Raw genomic sequence first — 14,669 nt, 5'->3', positions numbered from 1 at the left:
TCAGGCCTTACTGATCCACCGCGCCGACCAGCACGTCGAAACCGTTCTCGATCTTCACCCAGCGGCCGCTGTCATAATCGGCCTGCCGCTTCATGAAGCGATACTGGGTCTCGGTCCAGAGGCGGACGCGCTCGTCGAGATTGTCGAGGACGAAGTCGCCGTCCATGGTGCGGACGGTCAGCACCGCATGGCCTTCGCCATCGGGCTTGCGAACGACGGTGATCAACAGGTTGGAGGCCGAGAAGCCCTGCTTCATCAGTTCGCGGCGCTTTTCGAGAACGAAGTCTTCGCAGTCACCCACATCGGTCGGGAAAGCCCAGACCTCGTCGCGACCATAGATGTCCTGGTCGGTCATCGGCAGGATGCGGCGGTTGACCTCGGAATTCACTTCCTTGATCACGTTCCAGCCGAAATCGGTGACACGCGCCGGTGTCACATTGGACGATATGAGGGAGCACTCGGCCTTGTTGGCCTGGCAAAACTGATAGTGGCCGATCGGCTGCGATGTGACGGCACCGGTGCGCATGTAGCGCGATGCAGCCTCAGCAGCAAAAGTCCCCGAAAGTGCGCTCACGCCAAGCGCCAGTGCCGCAATTGCAGCCTTTCCGATCGTTCCCGCCATAACTTCCGGTCCCCGAAATTCTTAATAAAGAGTTAAAGTGATTTCGGGGTCTGGTGTCAATGATTGTGGGGGGACGAATAGTAGCCATTGAAAACTATGGTTAAGACGTGCGGCTGAAATCAGGCATGGGCAAGCATGGCACCGACCGCGGCTTCGATCTGCGCAATGTCTTCGGGGCGTGAAAGCCTGTGGTCGCCATCGCGAACAAGCGTCAGGATCGCGTCGTCACCGACGATTTTCTCCATGATTTTAAGCGCATGGGCATAGGGAACGTCTGGATCCTTCATACCCTGGAGAATGTGGACCGGACATCCGGTGTGGATCAGGCCGCTCATGACCAAATTGTGGCGGCCATCCTCGATCAGGGCACGTGTGTAGCGGTTTGGTTCCGACGAGTAGGCCGATTCTTCTTCGAAATAGCCTCTCTCAGCGAGCGAACTGCGCTCTTTTTCACTCAGGTGCGGCTCAATGAGCACAGAGGTGAAGTCCGGCGCCGGCGCAATCAGCACCATGCCGGCGACGCGGCTGCCTTCGCCGCGCTTGCGCAACTCCTCAATCACCCGGAGCGCGATCCAGGCACCCATCGACGATCCGACGAGAACCAGTTTGCCGGGCGCAAGCCGGGCGATCACGGCAAGCGACTCCTCGAGCCAGAGCGAGATCGTGCCTTCGGTATAGTGCCCGCTCGACTGGCCATGGCCGGAATAGTCGAAACGAAGGAAACTCACACCAAGTCTGCGGGCCTGAGCCTCGAGCGCTATGGCCTTTGTGCCGGTCATGTCTGACCGGTAGCCGCCGAGCCAGACAACTGTAACGTCACTGGTCGCGCCGGGGGTTGCAATTGCGGCAATCCGCCTTACATGTGGGACCTGCCCCACATCGATGAACTGTACGCCGAGCGCCTCGTCCTGCATTCTGTTTCCACCTTCGTCTGAGCCCACAGCAGGCCGTCCGGCGGTGATTTCCGGAGATGATTTCGCGTAGAAACCGTGATAAGAACGCGGACCCGGCTGCTTCGGTGATTGCAATCGCACGTCGCTGATGGCAGATAGAGCCCCTATTGTAAACTACTGAGGAGAATACGACCATTCGCAGACCTTTTAAGGCGGAAGGCCCTACCAACAGCGGCCCGCGCTCCAACCGCGAAATACGCGTCCCCCGCATCCAGTTGATCGACGCCGAAGGCGCCAATCTCGGCGTCGTAGAGACCGCTCAGGCTCTCGCGATGGCGGAAGAAGCAGGACTCGACCTCGTCGAGATTTCGCCCAACACCGAGCCGCCCGTTTGCAAAATCCTCGACCTCGGCAAGCTGAAATACGCGACGCAGAAAAAGGCCGCCGAAGCCCGCAAGAAGCAGAAGATCATCGAGATCAAAGAGATCAAGATGCGTCCGAACATCGACACCCACGATTATGAGGTGAAGATGCGGGCCATGCAGCGCTTCTTCGACGAAGGCGACAAGGTCAAGGTCACCCTTAAGTTCCGTGGCCGCGAAATGGCCCACCTCGAACTTGGCATGAAGCTCCTGCTTCAGGTCAAGGACGACACGACCACGATCGCCAAGGTGGAAGCCGAGCCGAAGCTCGAAGGCCGCCAGATGATGATGGTTCTCGCTCCGAAGTAGGCGGGACCTGATATCAGAGAATTCAAGCCGTCCGTGAGCCTTGCTCCGGACGGCTTTTCTTTGCTGACGGAATGCTGACACCCGGACTCAGCGGATCGTCAGCGTCGCGACCGCATAGTGTCATCCATGGAGCAGACGGCTCCGTTGCGCGGGCGTTCCGCTCGCCTCGAAAGAGAGGATGACATGACCACCAAGGACACCGACATCAGCACCACCCGGCGTTCGCTCCTGTTCTCGGGAGCCGCACTCGCCGGTCTCTTCGCGGCACCACTCGTCCCGGCCGCGTTCGGCGGCAGGCTCGAGACCATCGGCTCCGCCCTTGCTCGCGACGGTGCCGATGACGGCCCCGATGATGACGGCAATCATTCCGGCGGAGATGACAGCGAGGATGACGACGACGGCAGCGCTGACGACGATAGCGACGATGACGATGACGACGATGACGATGACGACGGCGACAATCACGGCCAGCGTGATCGCCACGGCCGTCACAAGGGCCGCGACCAGCACGGCGGCCGCGATCATCACGGTCCCAATCACACCTGAGCAGGACTGAGCCCCGACGCCGGCCCGCCCGCCGCACGGCAGCCGGCGCCGCGCCCGCCATTCTCGTTTCGAGATGGCGGGCGTCTGCATGTCAGGGTGTCGCGATTGACGCCGGACGGACCCGGGACCATGATCCGGGCAGATATTGAAAGGCATTTGAGTTGGTCTTCACTCGCCGCATGTTCCTCGCTCTCCTCGCCGGCGCGACCCTGTCCGCGCGGTCCGAGATCGCGTGGACAAAGGATGGCGGAGACGGCGGCCGGGATGATGGAGGACATGACGACGGCGGCGGCGACGATAGCGGTTCGGGTGGCGACGATGATGGTGGTGGGGACGAAAGTGGCCATGATGAGGGCGGCGATGACCACGGGGGCGACAAGGGAAAGAAACGCGAGGATGACGAGTGGTCGCAGGACCAGGCGCTCAGGGAGCGCGAGCTCGGGCGCGTCATCCCGCTCAAGACCGCTTTGCGCATTGTCGCCGAGAAGGTGCGCGGCCGGGTGATCGACATCGATCTTCTCGCGCGTGCCGGCCGACCGCAGTATCGCGTCAAGGTCCGACGGACTGATGGCGTCATCCAGACCGTCCGGCTCGATGCCCGCACCGGCCGGATTATCGGCTTGCTGGGTTTCTGAGATGCGGATTCTGCTCGCCGAAGACGACCCCGCCATCGCCAGCCTTGTCTCCGGTCAGCTCGAGGCTGCCGGCTTCCTGATCGATGTCGCCACGCACGGGCCCGAGATCTGGGAGCGTGGCGAGACCACGGACTATGCCGCCATCATCCTCGACCTCGGCCTGCCCGGCATGGATGGTCTCTCGATCCTGAAGCGCTGGCGCCAGGCCGGATTGCAGACGCCGGTGCTGGTCCTCACCGCCCGGGGCTCGTGGATGGAGCGGGTGGACGGCTTCGACGCCGGTGCCGACGACTACCTTCCCAAGCCCTTTCGTTCCGAGGAACTGCTGGCGCGCCTGAGGGCGCTGCTCCGCCGCGCGCAATTCCGACCCGCCCAGACGATCGTCGCCGGTCGTTTTCAGCTCGACGAAGCCTCGAAACGGGTCAGCTTCGACAGCCAGCCGGTCGACACCAGCCCGATGGAATATCGGCTGATTGCCTATCTCGCGACGCATAAGGGTTCGGTCGTGCCGGCTATAGAGCTCGCGTCCCATGTACAGGGCAGGGATGATGACTCCGCCAAGAACGCGATCGAGGCAATGGTCGCCCGCATCCGCAGGAAGACGTCGCCGGATTCCATCCAGAATCGGCGTGGATTCGGATATCTCCTCCTGGACGACCGGCAATGATCCGCTCGCTTCGCCTTCGCCTCGCTCTGGGTGCCCTCGTCGCGATCGGATTGTCACTGGCCGTTGTCTGGGTCGCGCTAAGCCGGCTCTTCACCAACTATGTCGTCAACCAGTACCTGACCGAGATGACTGTGCTGTCGGACAGTCTCGCCGCGTCGACGACAGTGAAGGACGGCAAGCTTGCACTGACCGCGACACCTTCCGATCCGCGGCTTCATCTTCCCGCAGGGGGACGTTATTGGGCTCTGGAGGAGAATGCCGTGATTCTCGAGCGATCAAGATCGCTCTGGGACACCACAATATCCGAAGGCATGATGAAGCCCTCCGCCCATCCCCCCTTTCTCGAGGCTGCCGGCCCCGATGGGCAGACCATGCTCGTGCTCTCGCAGGACTCCGTGCTGGGAGAGAACAAGGGCGGGCGAAGCTTCTGCATCTACACAGCCTTTCCGAAGGCCGAGCTGGAGGCCGCGCTGACGGGGTTCCACAGCGAACTCCTGCGGATGTTGCTGGTCACGGCGGGCCTGCTCGCGGTGGCGGCGACGGCGCAGTCCGTTGTTGGCCTTGCCCCGCTCAACCGGCTCCGCCAGAAGGTGACCGATATCCGCAGCGGCGCCCTTACCCGCATGACGGACGAGGGACCGGCGGAAGTCCGACCGCTGGTACGCGAGATCGATCTGCTGTTGCAGGAGCGCGATGAGGCGATCGAGCGGGCGCGCAGCCGGGCGTCGGATCTGGCGCATGGATTGAAGACGCCATTGACGGTCATCTCGCAGCTTGCCTCTTGCATGGAGCCGGCCTCTGCGGAAATGACGCTCCGGCAGGTGGACCTCATCCGCCAGCGCGCCGACCGGCAGCTTCAGGCCGCGCGCCTTGGTGTCGAGCGCATGCTGAGCGCCGATGTCGGTGAGCTCGCCGGCAAATTGATCCAGGTGCTGAAGCCGGCCCGCGACGCGCCGCTCGACTGGAGCCTCGACATCCGGGGCGATGTGCGGGTCGAGGCGGACCCCGCGGATCTCGCGGAGGCGCTTGGAAACATTCTCGACAATGCGTCGAAGTGGGCTCGCAGTGAAATAGCGGTAAACGTCGAACGCCAGGGCGATGACGTCGTCGCCACGATCTCCGACGACGGTCCCGGTATTCCGCTGGCTGACCAAGCCGCTGCCTTGCAACGCGGCATTCACGGCAAGAGCGCGAGTGGCGGCTCGGGCCTGGGCTTGGCGATAACGGCGGATATCGCGGAGGCCTATGGGGCAACGTTGACGCTGGGCAAAGCGACCACCGGCGGCCTGGAAGTCGCCCTGCGCTTTCCGGTGAAAAGTGTTCGCCGCGCGAAAGTGCCGGCTTAGGTCAAGGCGCTCGCGGATAGACCCAGGCATAGCCAACCCGAAACGTCTGGCCTTCCGCGCCGAAGCGGTAGGGTAAGCTCACAAACGCCGCGGACGGCTTGGTGGCGCCGGCTACGACCTGGAAGGCGAGCAGGTGGGCGAGCGGCTCGGGCATTGGCGTCTGTCCGTCGGATCCGGCATGCCAGACGATCAGCAGCGGATGGGTCTCGTCGAAAGCATACCCTTTTTCGAAATGGGAATGGCCCGGCGCTACGACGGCAATCCCTTTCGCGCCAAGGTACAGGTTGCCGGCCAGTTCGACATCCTCGGCGAAAATGAGGGATGGTGGGTGCTGGCCAGAGGCCAGGATTGCCGCGATTGCTTCCCGATATGGCACGTTCAGCGCCGTATGCCGGCCCGTCCAGTGCGCCGCAGGCACGCGTGCCGCAATCGCCAGCGGCACGGCAATCATCACCAGGAGCACGATCGCGCCGAAGCGTTTCGGCGCATTGCCGATGGTCTGGTTCAGCGCGTCGAGTTTCAGGCTGAAATAGAGCGGCACCATGAAGAAGACCGGCACCAGCCAGCGATCATGGATGGCAGACGCGCCGCCGAAGACGACGAGGGCGATCAGTACAAGCATAACCAGCACGGAGATGCGGCTGACGAGCCGCGTCCATGGGCTCGACGCCTGCCAGGACTCGGGAAAGCGCCGGCCGAAGGCCAGCCAGAAGACGATCACAGTCGGCAAGAAGAATCCGACAAGAGCGGCAATCAGCGAGAACAGACCCTCGATGACCTGCGAAGTTTGATCGGCACCCGCATGATGCGGAATTCGCGCAACACTCTGCGCGACGACCAGTGCAAGATTATCACGCAACCACATTGCATGCAGCGCGAACACGGCGCCGGCAACGATGATGGTCACAATGATCCGCCAGTTCGTGAGCCGCGCCCGGAACGCTGGCTCAAGCAGGATCACAACAAGCGCCGCGACGAGCAACAGGACAAAATCGTAGCTCGCGAGGAGGCCAACGCCGATGCCGAGGCCCGCGAGCAGATGGCCGAAGAACGATCCCCGATAGAGCATCGCAAAGAGCGTGGCGATGAAGAACGCCGTCGCCATCAGCACGGCGGTTGAAGCCCCGCCGTCACGCTGCAATTCATAGGCGACTTGCGGCAGCAGCAACATGCCGAGCACCGCGATGATCGCCAGCGCCCGGTTGCGCATCACCTGAAAGGCCGCCCAGCCGACGAAGGCATAGGCGAGGAACAGCAGAAGGTTCTCCAGAACGACCACGGCCAACAAATTCGCGCCGACCAGTCGCGTCACGCCATGCTGCATCCAGACCGCTAGCGGCGCCTGGCCGCCATAGCCGGGCGCGAGCCATTGCGCGAGGAAGAACAGCCGGCTCTCTTCCATTTCGAGCGAGCCCTGCAGGGCAATTCGCAAGGCGGCATTGACCGCGAAATAGATCGCGAGCAGGAAATAGAGCACCCCGCCGTCGCGCATGAGCCTTGCGAGCACGTCAGTCGTCCGTCTCGTGGATCTTGCGGATGGAGTAGCCGAGCCGGGCGTTGTCCGACCGCGCCATCATCTCGGCGAGGATGCCTGTCGTGATCATCTGCACCGAGCCGAGGAACAGCATCATGGCAACCGTCAGCAGCGGCCTCGTACCGATGTCCTCGCCGAAGCCGAATTTCACGATCAACAGCCAGAGGAACATCAGCGCACTGATGCCGCCGAAGGCAAGGCCGATCATGCCGAAGAAGTGGCCGGGGCGGGCGCGGAAGCGCATGAAGAACAGAACGGCCAAAAGATCAAGGATGACGCGAAACGTGCGCGACAGGCCGTATTTCGACGTCCCAAACTGGCGGGCATGGTGATTGACCACCATCTCGCCGATCCGCGTCGAGGGCACGACGCTCGCGATCCAGGCCGGGATGAAGCGGTGCATGCCGCCCATGATGCGGACCTGCTTGACGATCTCGGCGCGGTAGAGCTTTAGGCCGCAGCCATAGTCGTGGATATGCACGCCGGTGATGCTGCGGATCAGCCGGTTGGCTGTCCAGGACGGGATGAGACGAAGCCAGAGGCCATCCTGCCGCGACTTGCGCCAGCCGCAGAGCATGTCGAGATCGCGCTCTTCCAGCGCCTCGATCATCCGCGGGATGTCGAAGGGGTCGTTCTGCAGATCGCCGTCGAGCGTCGCGATCAGCCGTCCGCGAGCGGCGTCGAAGCCGGCCTGCAGGCCCGCCGCCTGGCCGAAATTGCGCTGGAATTCGATGATGCGAAGTTCGAAACCCGGCGTGCCGAGCAGCTTGCGGGCGCGGGACAGCGTCGCATCGGTGGAGCCGTCGTCGATCAGGATCAGTTCCCACCGCTTGTCGTAGGTCTTGAGCGCATCGGCGATCCGCTCGACCATCAGCGTCACGTTCTCCTCCTCGTTATGCACGGGCACGAGGACGGAGAGTTCGATCGGGGTTTCAAGGTCGAAAGTGGTCTCGACCGGCGACTGGCGCTGTAGCAAGACAGGCTCCGCAATGGCTGGTTTTGGTTGGGCCATCTGTTATAGCAGGCGCCGGGGCAAGGCAATCGGGCGAGAAGTCACGGGTTCCATGGGAAGACTGCTGTGGCACAACAGGATCACGCTGCTGACGGTGGCGGTGGTCGCGCTCTATGCCGCCTTCATCGAATGGATCTGGGGCTGGAGCACGATCCTCGCCGGCTGGCAGGTCGTTGGGCTGCCGACGATCCTGCTGGCGCTGGTGCTGCTGGTCTGCACTTATGTCATCCGCACCCACCGGATGCAGGACTATTTCCCACGCGAGACAGGTGGGCAGTTCCTGCGGCTGTTTCGCGTCACGCAGGTGCATAACCTGCTCAACATCATGCTGCCTTTCCGCGCCGGCGAGACAAGCTTTCCCATCCTGATGCGCTCCGAATTCGGCGTGCCGCTCGCCCATGGCACGGCAGCGCTGCTGGTGCTCCGACTGCTGGATCTCCACGCGCTGTTGGCCGCGGCGGGGCTCGGGCTCGTCGCAGGTTCGTCGCGCCCCTATCTGGCCGGGATACTTTGGGCACTCTTCCTGCTGTTGCCGCTCCTGCTCTTTCCATTCAAGCGGCCATTGATGCAGGCCGTTCGTGGCCGGCTGTCCGGCAGGCTGGCGCGCATCGCCGACGAGATCGATGACGGCCTCCCTGCCAATATCTCAGCCTTCATCCGCGCCTGGCTGCTCACAGTGCTCAACTGGGGCGTCAAGGTGCTGGTCCTCGCCTGGGTGCTGGGCCTGATGGGCGTGCTGCCGATCACGGCCATGTTCGGCGGCGCGCTGGGTGGGGAACTGTCTTCCGTGCTGCCAGTCCATGCACCGGCAGGTGTTGGAACTTATCCGGCGGGGATCACGGCAGGCGCGGCGGCATTCGGATCGGCGAGGGATGCGGCCACACTGGACGTGCTGGCCAAGGCGAGTATCAACGCGCATTTGTTGATCGTCGTCTCGGCGCTGGTAGGGACCGGGCTCTCATTGATGCTTTCGTCCAGAACTCGCCCCTCACCCTGACCCTCTCCCCGTAAGGACGGGGAGAGGGGACGCTAGAGGTGCTGACGGTGCCACGTCTCCCTTCTCCCCGCACGCGGGGAGAAGGGTCCGCAGGACGCAGCCGGATGAGGGGCGATCCCCAACGCTCAAAGAATCTCCCACCACCCCGTTGCGCTTTTTCCCGCTCGCGGTTATACACCGCCCGTCCGAACGGTCCGGCAGGGCATGCCGTGGCCGTTCTTTATGCTTGAAATGGGCTTCATCCGTCCGTTTCTATAAAAACCAGAACAATGGAGTAGCAAAATGCCCAAGATGAAGACGAAGTCTGCTGCCAAGAAGCGGTTCAAGATCACCGCGACTGGCAAGGTTCTGTCGGCAGCTGCCGGCAAGCGTCACGGCATGATCAAGCGCAGCAACAAGTTCATTCGCAACGCCCGCGGCACCATGGTTCTGGCTGAACCCGATGGCCGCAAGGTGATCAAGAATTATTTGCCCAACGGTCTCTGAGACCCAGCGCTTTTCTGTTTAAGGAGATCATGACATGTCACGTGTGAAAAGAGGCGTCACGTCCAGCGCCAAGCATAAGAAGGTTCTGAAGGCCGCCAAGGGCTTTTACGGCCGTCGCAAGAACACCATCCGCACCGCGAAGGCTGCCGTCGATCGTTCGATGCAGTACGCAACGCGCGACCGCAAGGTCAAGAAGCGGAGTTTCCGCGGGCTCTGGATTCAGCGCATCAATGCCGCTGTCCGCGAGCACGGCCTGACCTATGGCCGCTTCATCGACGGCCTGACCAAGGCCGGCATCGAAGTCGACCGCAAGGTGATGTCGGAAATGGCAATCAGCCAGCCGGAAGCCTTCGGATTGCTCGTCGCCGCCTCCAAGAAGGCACTTGATTACCTCAAGGACGCCGGCACCACCAACGAGTTTGAAAGCGCGGTCAAGTAAGCCAGCGCTTCCCAAGTTCTATTTCATTATTGGGAAACCCGCGCTGGCAGGGCTAGCGCGGGTTTTTTCTTGTCCTGTCCTTCCTGAAGTCTCCTCGCAAATTCACGAGCGATCCATGTCCGACCTCGACCAGTTGAAATCATCCATCACGGCGGAAATCGCATCCGCTTCCGACGAGGCGGCAATCGAGGCCGTTCGCGTCAATGCGCTCGGCAAGAAGGGCTCGATCTCGGAGCTTCTGAAGACGCTCGGCGCCATGAGCCCGGAAGAGCGCCAGACGCGCGGCGCGGCGATCAATCAGCTCAAGACCGAAGTGACCGACGCCATTGCATCACGGAAGTCGGCGCTGAAGGACGAAGCGATCAACGCGCGTCTCGCCCGCGAGACCGTCGATGTCACGCTGCCGGTCCGCTCTTCGCCGGCCGAGCGCGGCCGTATCCACCCGATCACCCAGATCATCGACGAGATCACGGCGATCTTCGGCGACATGGGCTTCTCGATCGCGGAAGGTCCCGATATCGAGACCGATTACTACAATTTCACCGCCCTGAATTTCCCGGTCGGCCATCCGGCGCGCGAGATGCACGACACCTTTTTCCTGCCGCCCGACGCCAATGGCGAGCGCAAGGTCCTGCGCACCCATACGTCGCCGGTGCAGATCCGCACCATGGAGGCCCAGCAGCCGCCTATCCGCATCATCATACCCGGCAAGACCTATCGCCAGGATTCGGACGCGACCCATTCGCCGATGTTCCACCAGGTCGAAGGCCTGGTGATCGACAAGACGGCCAATGTCGCCAACATGCGCTGGGTGCTGGAGGAATTCTGCAAGGCGTTCTTCGAAGTGCCCTCGGTCAACATGCGCTTCCGCCCGTCCTTCTTCCCCTTCACCGAGCCGTCGGTCGAGGTCGATATCCAGTGCGACCGTTCCGGCGACGTCATAAAGTTCGGCGAAGGCACCGACTGGATGGAAATCCTCGGCTGCGGCATGGTCCACCCGAATGTGCTGCGGGCCGGCGGGCTCGACCCCGATGTCTACCAGGGCTTCGCCTGGGGCATGGGGCTGGACCGCATCGCCATGCTGAAATACGGCATGCCGGATCTCCGCGACTTCTTCAACGCCGATGTCCGCTGGATGAACCATTACGGCTTCCGCCCGCTCGACATGCCGACGCTGTTCGGCGGTTTGAGCGCATGACCTCGGTTGCGCACTACTTCGTCACCGACATCGAGACCAACGGTCCCGATCCGGCTCGCCATTCCATGCTGAGCTTCGCCAGTGTGGTCCTGCGCGAGGACGGCGAGATTTGCGGAGAATTCGAGGCCACCCTGCTGCCGCGCCTCGACCGGACTGTCGATGAGCGGACAATGACGTGGTGGGCGACGCAGCGCGACGCCTATGCTGCGGCCACCGCCGATCCGGAAGAGCCCTCCGCGGTCATGCGGCGCTATGCCGATTGGGTCCAGGGTTTCCCGGGGCTTCGCGCTTTCGCGGCGCGGCCAGTGGTGTTCGACGGTGACTGGATGGACGTCTATCTGCGGACCTTCGCCGATACGTTCATTCTCGACGTCGCCTATTGGGGCCGCTGCATATTCAATGCCAGCCCGCTCGATATCGGCGCCTACATGTCTGGCGTTCTCGGCCAGACCGGCCCGCAGACGGCAGGCAGCGTGATACCGCCGGAATGGCTGGGTAACCACCCGCATACCCATCGCGCCATCGATGATGCGCGAGGTTATGCGTCACTGCTTGCCCGGCTTCTCGACATGGCGAGGCAGCGGCAACCAGCGCTGCCGGAAATTTCGACGGCCCAGGCACGGTAGGAACCGGAGCGGGCACAGGACACATTATGAAGGAAACTGCGCAATGAAATTCACGCTTTCCTGGCTCAAGGATCACCTCGACACCGACGCCTCGCTCGACGCGATCTGCGAGCGCCTGACGCTGATCGGCCTCGAAGTCGAAAGCGTCGATGACAGGAAGGGTTTTGCCCCGTTCATCATCGCCAAGGTATTGACGGCGGAAAAGCATCCGCAGGCCGACAAGCTCAAGGTTCTCTCGGTCGATATCGGCTCGGGCGCCCCCGTGCAGGTCGTCTGCGGCGCGCCCAATGCGCGGGCCGGGCTTGTCGGCGCTTTCGCGGCTCCGGGCGTTTATGTACCCGGCATCGATGTGACGCTCGGCATCGGCAATATCCGTGGCGTCGAGAGCCGCGGCATGATGTGCTCGGAGAAGGAACTCGAAATCTCCGACAGCCATGACGGCATCATCGACCTGCCCGAGGATGCGCCCGTCGGCACGTCCTTTGCCAAATATTACGGCATCGACGATCCGGTCATCGAGATCAACCTGACGCCGAACCGGCCGGACTGCACCTCGATCTACGGCATCGCCCGCGATCTCGCCGCGTCAGGCATGGGCACGCTCAAGACCCGTCCCGCGCCTGCTTTCAAGATCGAAGGCGAGACGCCGGTCAAGGTGACGCTCGACTTCGCCGGCGACGACAAGGCGCTCTGCCCGGGTTTCGCGCTCCGCCTCGTGCGCGGCGTCAGGAACGGCCCGAGCCCCGCCTGGATGCAGAAGCGCCTGCGCGCCATTGGCCTCCGACCGATCAATGCGCTCGTCGACGTCACCAACTACCTGACCTTCGACCAGGGCCGGCCGCTGCACGTCTTCGACGCCGCCAAGGTGAAGGGCATCCTCGTGGTCCGCCGCGCCAGGGATGGCGAGACGGTGCTGGCGCTCGACACCCGTGAATACAAGCTGAACCCTGCCAATGTCGTGATCGCCGATGACAACGGCGTCGAGTCGATCGGCGGCATCATGGGCGGCGAGCATTCCGGCTGCGACGAGAACACGACTGATGTGCTCATCGAGTCCGCACTGTGGAACCCGCTCAATGTCGCCCGCACCGGCCGCGAGCACGGCATCATCACCGATGCGCGCTACCGCTTCGAGCGCGGCGTCGATCCGGAATATATGGTCCCCGGCCTTGAACGCGCAACGGAACTGGTGCTCGAACTCTGCGGCGGCACGCCGGCAAAGCTCGATGTCGTCGGTTATGAAGGCTACACGCCCAAGGCCGTGACTTTCCCCTTCTCAGAGGTCAAGCGCCTGACCGGCCTCGACATCGCCAAGGAGGAGTCGGTCTCGATCCTCACCCGTCTCGGCTTCAAGATCGAAGGCACAGGCAACACTGTGACGGCCTACGTCCCGTCGTGGCGGCCCGATGTGGACGGCAAGGCCGATCTGGTCGAGGAAGTCATGCGCATCCACGGCATCAACGAGATCAAGGCGCAGGCCCTGCCGCGCCTCGGCGACGTCAACACCAAGATCCTGACCACGCTGCAGATCCGCTCGCGGCTCGCCAAGCGGGCGCTTGCCGCGCGCGGCATGCTGGAAGCGGTCACCTGGTCCTTCATCCCGACGGAGCACGCCGTGCTCTTCGGCGGCGGTTCGCCGGCGCTGAAGCTCGAAAACCCGATCGCCTCTGACATGTCCGACATGCGGCCCTCGCTGCTGCCGGGTCTGCTCGCAGCCGCCCAACGCAATGCCGCCAAGGGCTATGGTGACGTTGCGCTGTTCGAAGTCTCCGGCACATACGAGGACGACACGGCAGACGGCCAGCGCCGCATCGCCGGCGGTGTCCGCCGCGGCACCGCGACGCTCAATGGCCAGGGCCGGCTCTGGTCCAACAAGGAGCAGGGCGGCGGCAGACAAGTCGATGTCTACGACGCCAAGGCCGACGCGCTCGCCGTGCTCGAGGCCTGCGGCTTCCCGGTCTCCAACCTGCAGATCGAGCAGGGTGGCCCTGCCTGGTACCATCCCGGCCGTTCCGGCACGATCAAGATGGGCCCGAGACTGGTCATCGGCCATTTCGGCGAATTCCATCCGAAGACGCTGGAAGCGCTGGACGTCTCCGGCGCGCTCTGCGGCTTCGAACTCGTCATCGACAAGCTGCCCGAGCCGAAGAAGAAGGCGACCCGCACCAAGCCGGTGCTGGAACTCTCGCCCTTCCAGGCCGTCAAGCGCGACTTTGCCTTCGTCGTCGACCGCAAGGTGGATGCCGGCTCGATCGTCAAGGCCGCCAGCAGTGCCGATCGCAAGCTGATCACGGCCGTGAATGTCTTCGACGTCTTCGAAGGCGCCTCGCTCGGCGAAGACAAGAAGTCCATCGCCATCGAAGTCGCCATCCAGCCGGCGGAGAGGACGCTGACGGACGAGGATTTCGACGCTCTGACCAAGCGGATTATCGCCAATGTGGAGAAGTCCACGGGCGGGGTGCTCAGGGGTTAATCGCTAAACAGGGCCGATGGTTAAGCTTTGTGTTCCTTGGCCGTACCCCCCCTGTCTTGCCGGACATCTCCCCCTCAAGGGGGGAAATCGGCGAGATGCGCGGACTTCGCCACAAACCGACCTCGCATCCTGAGCATTCGACGGTAAAGGGAGCCGAACGACCGCTCCATCGGATCTCCCCCCTTGAGGGGGAGATGTCCTGCCGGACAGAGGGGGGTAATACCCCAGCCTCAATTCTCAATGCCGATGTCCTTCCAAACATCATCATTCGAAATTGTTTTGGAAGGCTTGGCCATCCGCATTTTCACGATGTGAAAATCTGCCAGTTCTTCGAGTTTGTCAGAAATGGCGTCCCGAACAATCGCACTCGGGCTCAAGCCTGTCATCTCGGCGACTTGGTTCAGGTGTCGTTTGAGATCGTCACCAATGCGAATGCTGATGGTTGCCATATCCAATCCTCGTGA

At 62.8% G+C, this 14,669-nt stretch carries 16 protein-coding genes; 10 read left to right on the top strand and 6 right to left on the bottom strand.

The genetic code is table 11. The features are described from left to right. Positions 1-7 precede the first annotated feature (7 nt). Together AC2YI2_RS03935 and AC2YI2_RS03930 are read right to left on the bottom strand one after the other, a co-directional pair. Positions 8-622 (bottom strand): transglutaminase-like cysteine peptidase, encoded by a 615-nt coding sequence (locus tag AC2YI2_RS03935; protein ID WP_487385108.1) that lies wholly within the window; start codon positions 620-622, stop codon positions 8-10. A 119-nt stretch (positions 623-741) separates the two neighbouring features. Then, positions 742-1,536: an alpha/beta hydrolase gene (locus AC2YI2_RS03930; protein ID WP_487385107.1), complete on the bottom strand. Its 795-nt coding sequence runs from the start codon at positions 1,534-1,536 to the stop codon at positions 742-744. Between the two features lie 173 nt (positions 1,537-1,709). Between AC2YI2_RS03930 and infC the strand changes: the two genes are divergently transcribed. Further along, positions 1,710-2,246, top strand: a complete 537-nt coding sequence (infC, locus tag AC2YI2_RS03925) for a translation initiation factor IF-3 (protein ID WP_487385290.1) — start codon at positions 1,710-1,712, stop codon at positions 2,244-2,246. Positions 2,247-2,366: 120 nt separating this feature from the next. Here the strand turns inward: infC and AC2YI2_RS03920 are convergent, their stop codons facing one another. Beyond that, positions 2,367-2,882 carry a hypothetical protein gene (locus AC2YI2_RS03920; protein ID WP_487385106.1) on the bottom strand — a complete coding sequence of 172 codons (516 nt, stop codon included), beginning with the start codon at positions 2,880-2,882 and terminating at the stop codon, positions 2,367-2,369. Positions 2,883-2,953: 71 nt separating this feature from the next. On the opposite strand from AC2YI2_RS03920, the gene AC2YI2_RS03915 reads away from it, so the two are divergent. Genes AC2YI2_RS03915 through AC2YI2_RS03905 form a run of 3 tightly spaced genes read left to right on the top strand, consistent with a single transcriptional unit; the run spans position 2,954 to position 5,440 of the window. Continuing rightward, on the top strand, positions 2,954-3,427 hold the full coding sequence (locus tag AC2YI2_RS03915; protein WP_487385105.1) for a PepSY domain-containing protein: 474 nt from the start codon (positions 2,954-2,956) through the stop codon (positions 3,425-3,427). 1 nt (position 3,428) lies between these two features. Further along, on the top strand, positions 3,429-4,094 hold the full coding sequence (locus tag AC2YI2_RS03910; protein ID WP_487385104.1) for a response regulator transcription factor: 666 nt from the start codon (positions 3,429-3,431) through the stop codon (positions 4,092-4,094). After that, positions 4,091-5,440: a sensor histidine kinase gene (locus AC2YI2_RS03905; RefSeq protein ID WP_487385103.1), complete on the top strand. Its 1,350-nt coding sequence runs from the start codon at positions 4,091-4,093 to the stop codon at positions 5,438-5,440. Before AC2YI2_RS03910 ends, AC2YI2_RS03905 begins: the two co-directional genes overlap by 4 nt. Before the next feature lies 1 nt (position 5,441). Here AC2YI2_RS03905 and AC2YI2_RS03900 read toward each other — a convergent pair whose 3' ends face one another. Both AC2YI2_RS03900 and AC2YI2_RS03895 read right to left on the bottom strand, forming a co-directional pair. Continuing rightward, on the bottom strand, positions 5,442-6,947 hold the full coding sequence (locus tag AC2YI2_RS03900; RefSeq protein ID WP_487385102.1) for a glycosyltransferase family 39 protein: 1,506 nt from the start codon (positions 6,945-6,947) through the stop codon (positions 5,442-5,444). A gap of 1 nt (position 6,948) precedes the next feature. Continuing rightward, positions 6,949-7,950 (bottom strand): glycosyltransferase family 2 protein, encoded by a 1,002-nt coding sequence (locus AC2YI2_RS03895; RefSeq protein ID WP_487385101.1) that lies wholly within the window; start codon positions 7,948-7,950, stop codon positions 6,949-6,951. 88 nt (positions 7,951-8,038) lie between these two features. Here AC2YI2_RS03895 and AC2YI2_RS03890 point away from each other — a divergent pair, with 88 nt between their 5' ends. From AC2YI2_RS03890 to pheT, 6 genes are all read left to right on the top strand, one after another. Further along, positions 8,039-8,983 carry a lysylphosphatidylglycerol synthase domain-containing protein gene (locus AC2YI2_RS03890; RefSeq protein ID WP_487385100.1) on the top strand — a complete coding sequence of 315 codons (945 nt, stop codon included), beginning with the start codon at positions 8,039-8,041 and terminating at the stop codon, positions 8,981-8,983. A 282-nt stretch (positions 8,984-9,265) separates the two neighbouring features. Next, positions 9,266-9,469, top strand: a complete 204-nt coding sequence (gene rpmI / locus AC2YI2_RS03885; protein ID WP_487385099.1) for a 50S ribosomal protein L35 — start codon at positions 9,266-9,268, stop codon at positions 9,467-9,469. Between the two features lie 34 nt (positions 9,470-9,503). Next, on the top strand, positions 9,504-9,908 hold the full coding sequence (gene rplT, locus AC2YI2_RS03880; protein ID WP_487385098.1) for a 50S ribosomal protein L20: 405 nt from the start codon (positions 9,504-9,506) through the stop codon (positions 9,906-9,908). 115 nt (positions 9,909-10,023) lie between these two features. Next, positions 10,024-11,106 carry a phenylalanine--tRNA ligase subunit alpha gene (gene pheS, locus AC2YI2_RS03875; protein ID WP_487385097.1) on the top strand — a complete coding sequence of 361 codons (1,083 nt, stop codon included), beginning with the start codon at positions 10,024-10,026 and terminating at the stop codon, positions 11,104-11,106. Further along, the gene (locus AC2YI2_RS03870) at positions 11,103-11,732 is read left to right on the top strand and encodes a 3'-5' exoribonuclease domain-containing protein (RefSeq protein ID WP_487385096.1); all 630 of its coding nucleotides are present in this window, start codon (positions 11,103-11,105) and stop codon (positions 11,730-11,732) included. Before pheS ends, AC2YI2_RS03870 begins: the two co-directional genes overlap by 4 nt. A 43-nt stretch (positions 11,733-11,775) precedes the next feature. After that, complete coding sequence (pheT, locus tag AC2YI2_RS03865) at positions 11,776-14,205, top strand: phenylalanine--tRNA ligase subunit beta (RefSeq protein ID WP_487385095.1); 2,430 nt, start codon at positions 11,776-11,778, stop codon at positions 14,203-14,205. A 230-nt stretch (positions 14,206-14,435) separates the two neighbouring features. On the opposite strand, the gene relB is transcribed toward pheT, so the two are convergent. Further along, positions 14,436-14,654 (bottom strand): type II toxin-antitoxin system RelB family antitoxin, encoded by a 219-nt coding sequence (relB, locus tag AC2YI2_RS03860; RefSeq protein ID WP_487385094.1) that lies wholly within the window; start codon positions 14,652-14,654, stop codon positions 14,436-14,438. Positions 14,655-14,669 lie beyond the last annotated feature (15 nt).

Source organism: Rhizobium sp. SRI_017 (assembly GCF_057586295.1).
The sequence above is the reverse complement of the archived record's forward strand: the minus strand, read 5'-3'. Positions and strand labels throughout refer to the sequence as shown.

What these genes read in the sequence shown, in the direction of transcription:
- AC2YI2_RS03935 (WP_487385108.1), bottom strand. Translation starts at nt 622, where the DNA reads ATGGCGGGAACGATCGGAAAGGCTGCAATTGCGGCACTGGCGCTTGGC.
- AC2YI2_RS03930 (WP_487385107.1), bottom strand. Translation starts at nt 1,536, where the DNA reads ATGCAGGACGAGGCGCTCGGCGTACAGTTCATCGATGTGGGGCAGGTC.
- AC2YI2_RS03920 (WP_487385106.1), bottom strand. Translation starts at nt 2,882, where the DNA reads ATGCAGACGCCCGCCATCTCGAAACGAGAATGGCGGGCGCGGCGCCGG.
- AC2YI2_RS03910 (WP_487385104.1), top strand. Translation starts at nt 3,429, where the DNA reads ATGCGGATTCTGCTCGCCGAAGACGACCCCGCCATCGCCAGCCTTGTC.
- AC2YI2_RS03905 (WP_487385103.1), top strand. Translation starts at nt 4,091, where the DNA reads ATGATCCGCTCGCTTCGCCTTCGCCTCGCTCTGGGTGCCCTCGTCGCG.
- AC2YI2_RS03890 (WP_487385100.1), top strand. Translation starts at nt 8,039, where the DNA reads ATGGGAAGACTGCTGTGGCACAACAGGATCACGCTGCTGACGGTGGCG.
- rpmI (WP_487385099.1), top strand. Translation starts at nt 9,266, where the DNA reads ATGCCCAAGATGAAGACGAAGTCTGCTGCCAAGAAGCGGTTCAAGATC.
- rplT (WP_487385098.1), top strand. Translation starts at nt 9,504, where the DNA reads ATGTCACGTGTGAAAAGAGGCGTCACGTCCAGCGCCAAGCATAAGAAG.
- pheS (WP_487385097.1), top strand. Translation starts at nt 10,024, where the DNA reads ATGTCCGACCTCGACCAGTTGAAATCATCCATCACGGCGGAAATCGCA.
- AC2YI2_RS03870 (WP_487385096.1), top strand. Translation starts at nt 11,103, where the DNA reads ATGACCTCGGTTGCGCACTACTTCGTCACCGACATCGAGACCAACGGT.
- pheT (WP_487385095.1), top strand. Translation starts at nt 11,776, where the DNA reads ATGAAATTCACGCTTTCCTGGCTCAAGGATCACCTCGACACCGACGCC.
- relB (WP_487385094.1), bottom strand. Translation starts at nt 14,654, where the DNA reads ATGGCAACCATCAGCATTCGCATTGGTGACGATCTCAAACGACACCTG.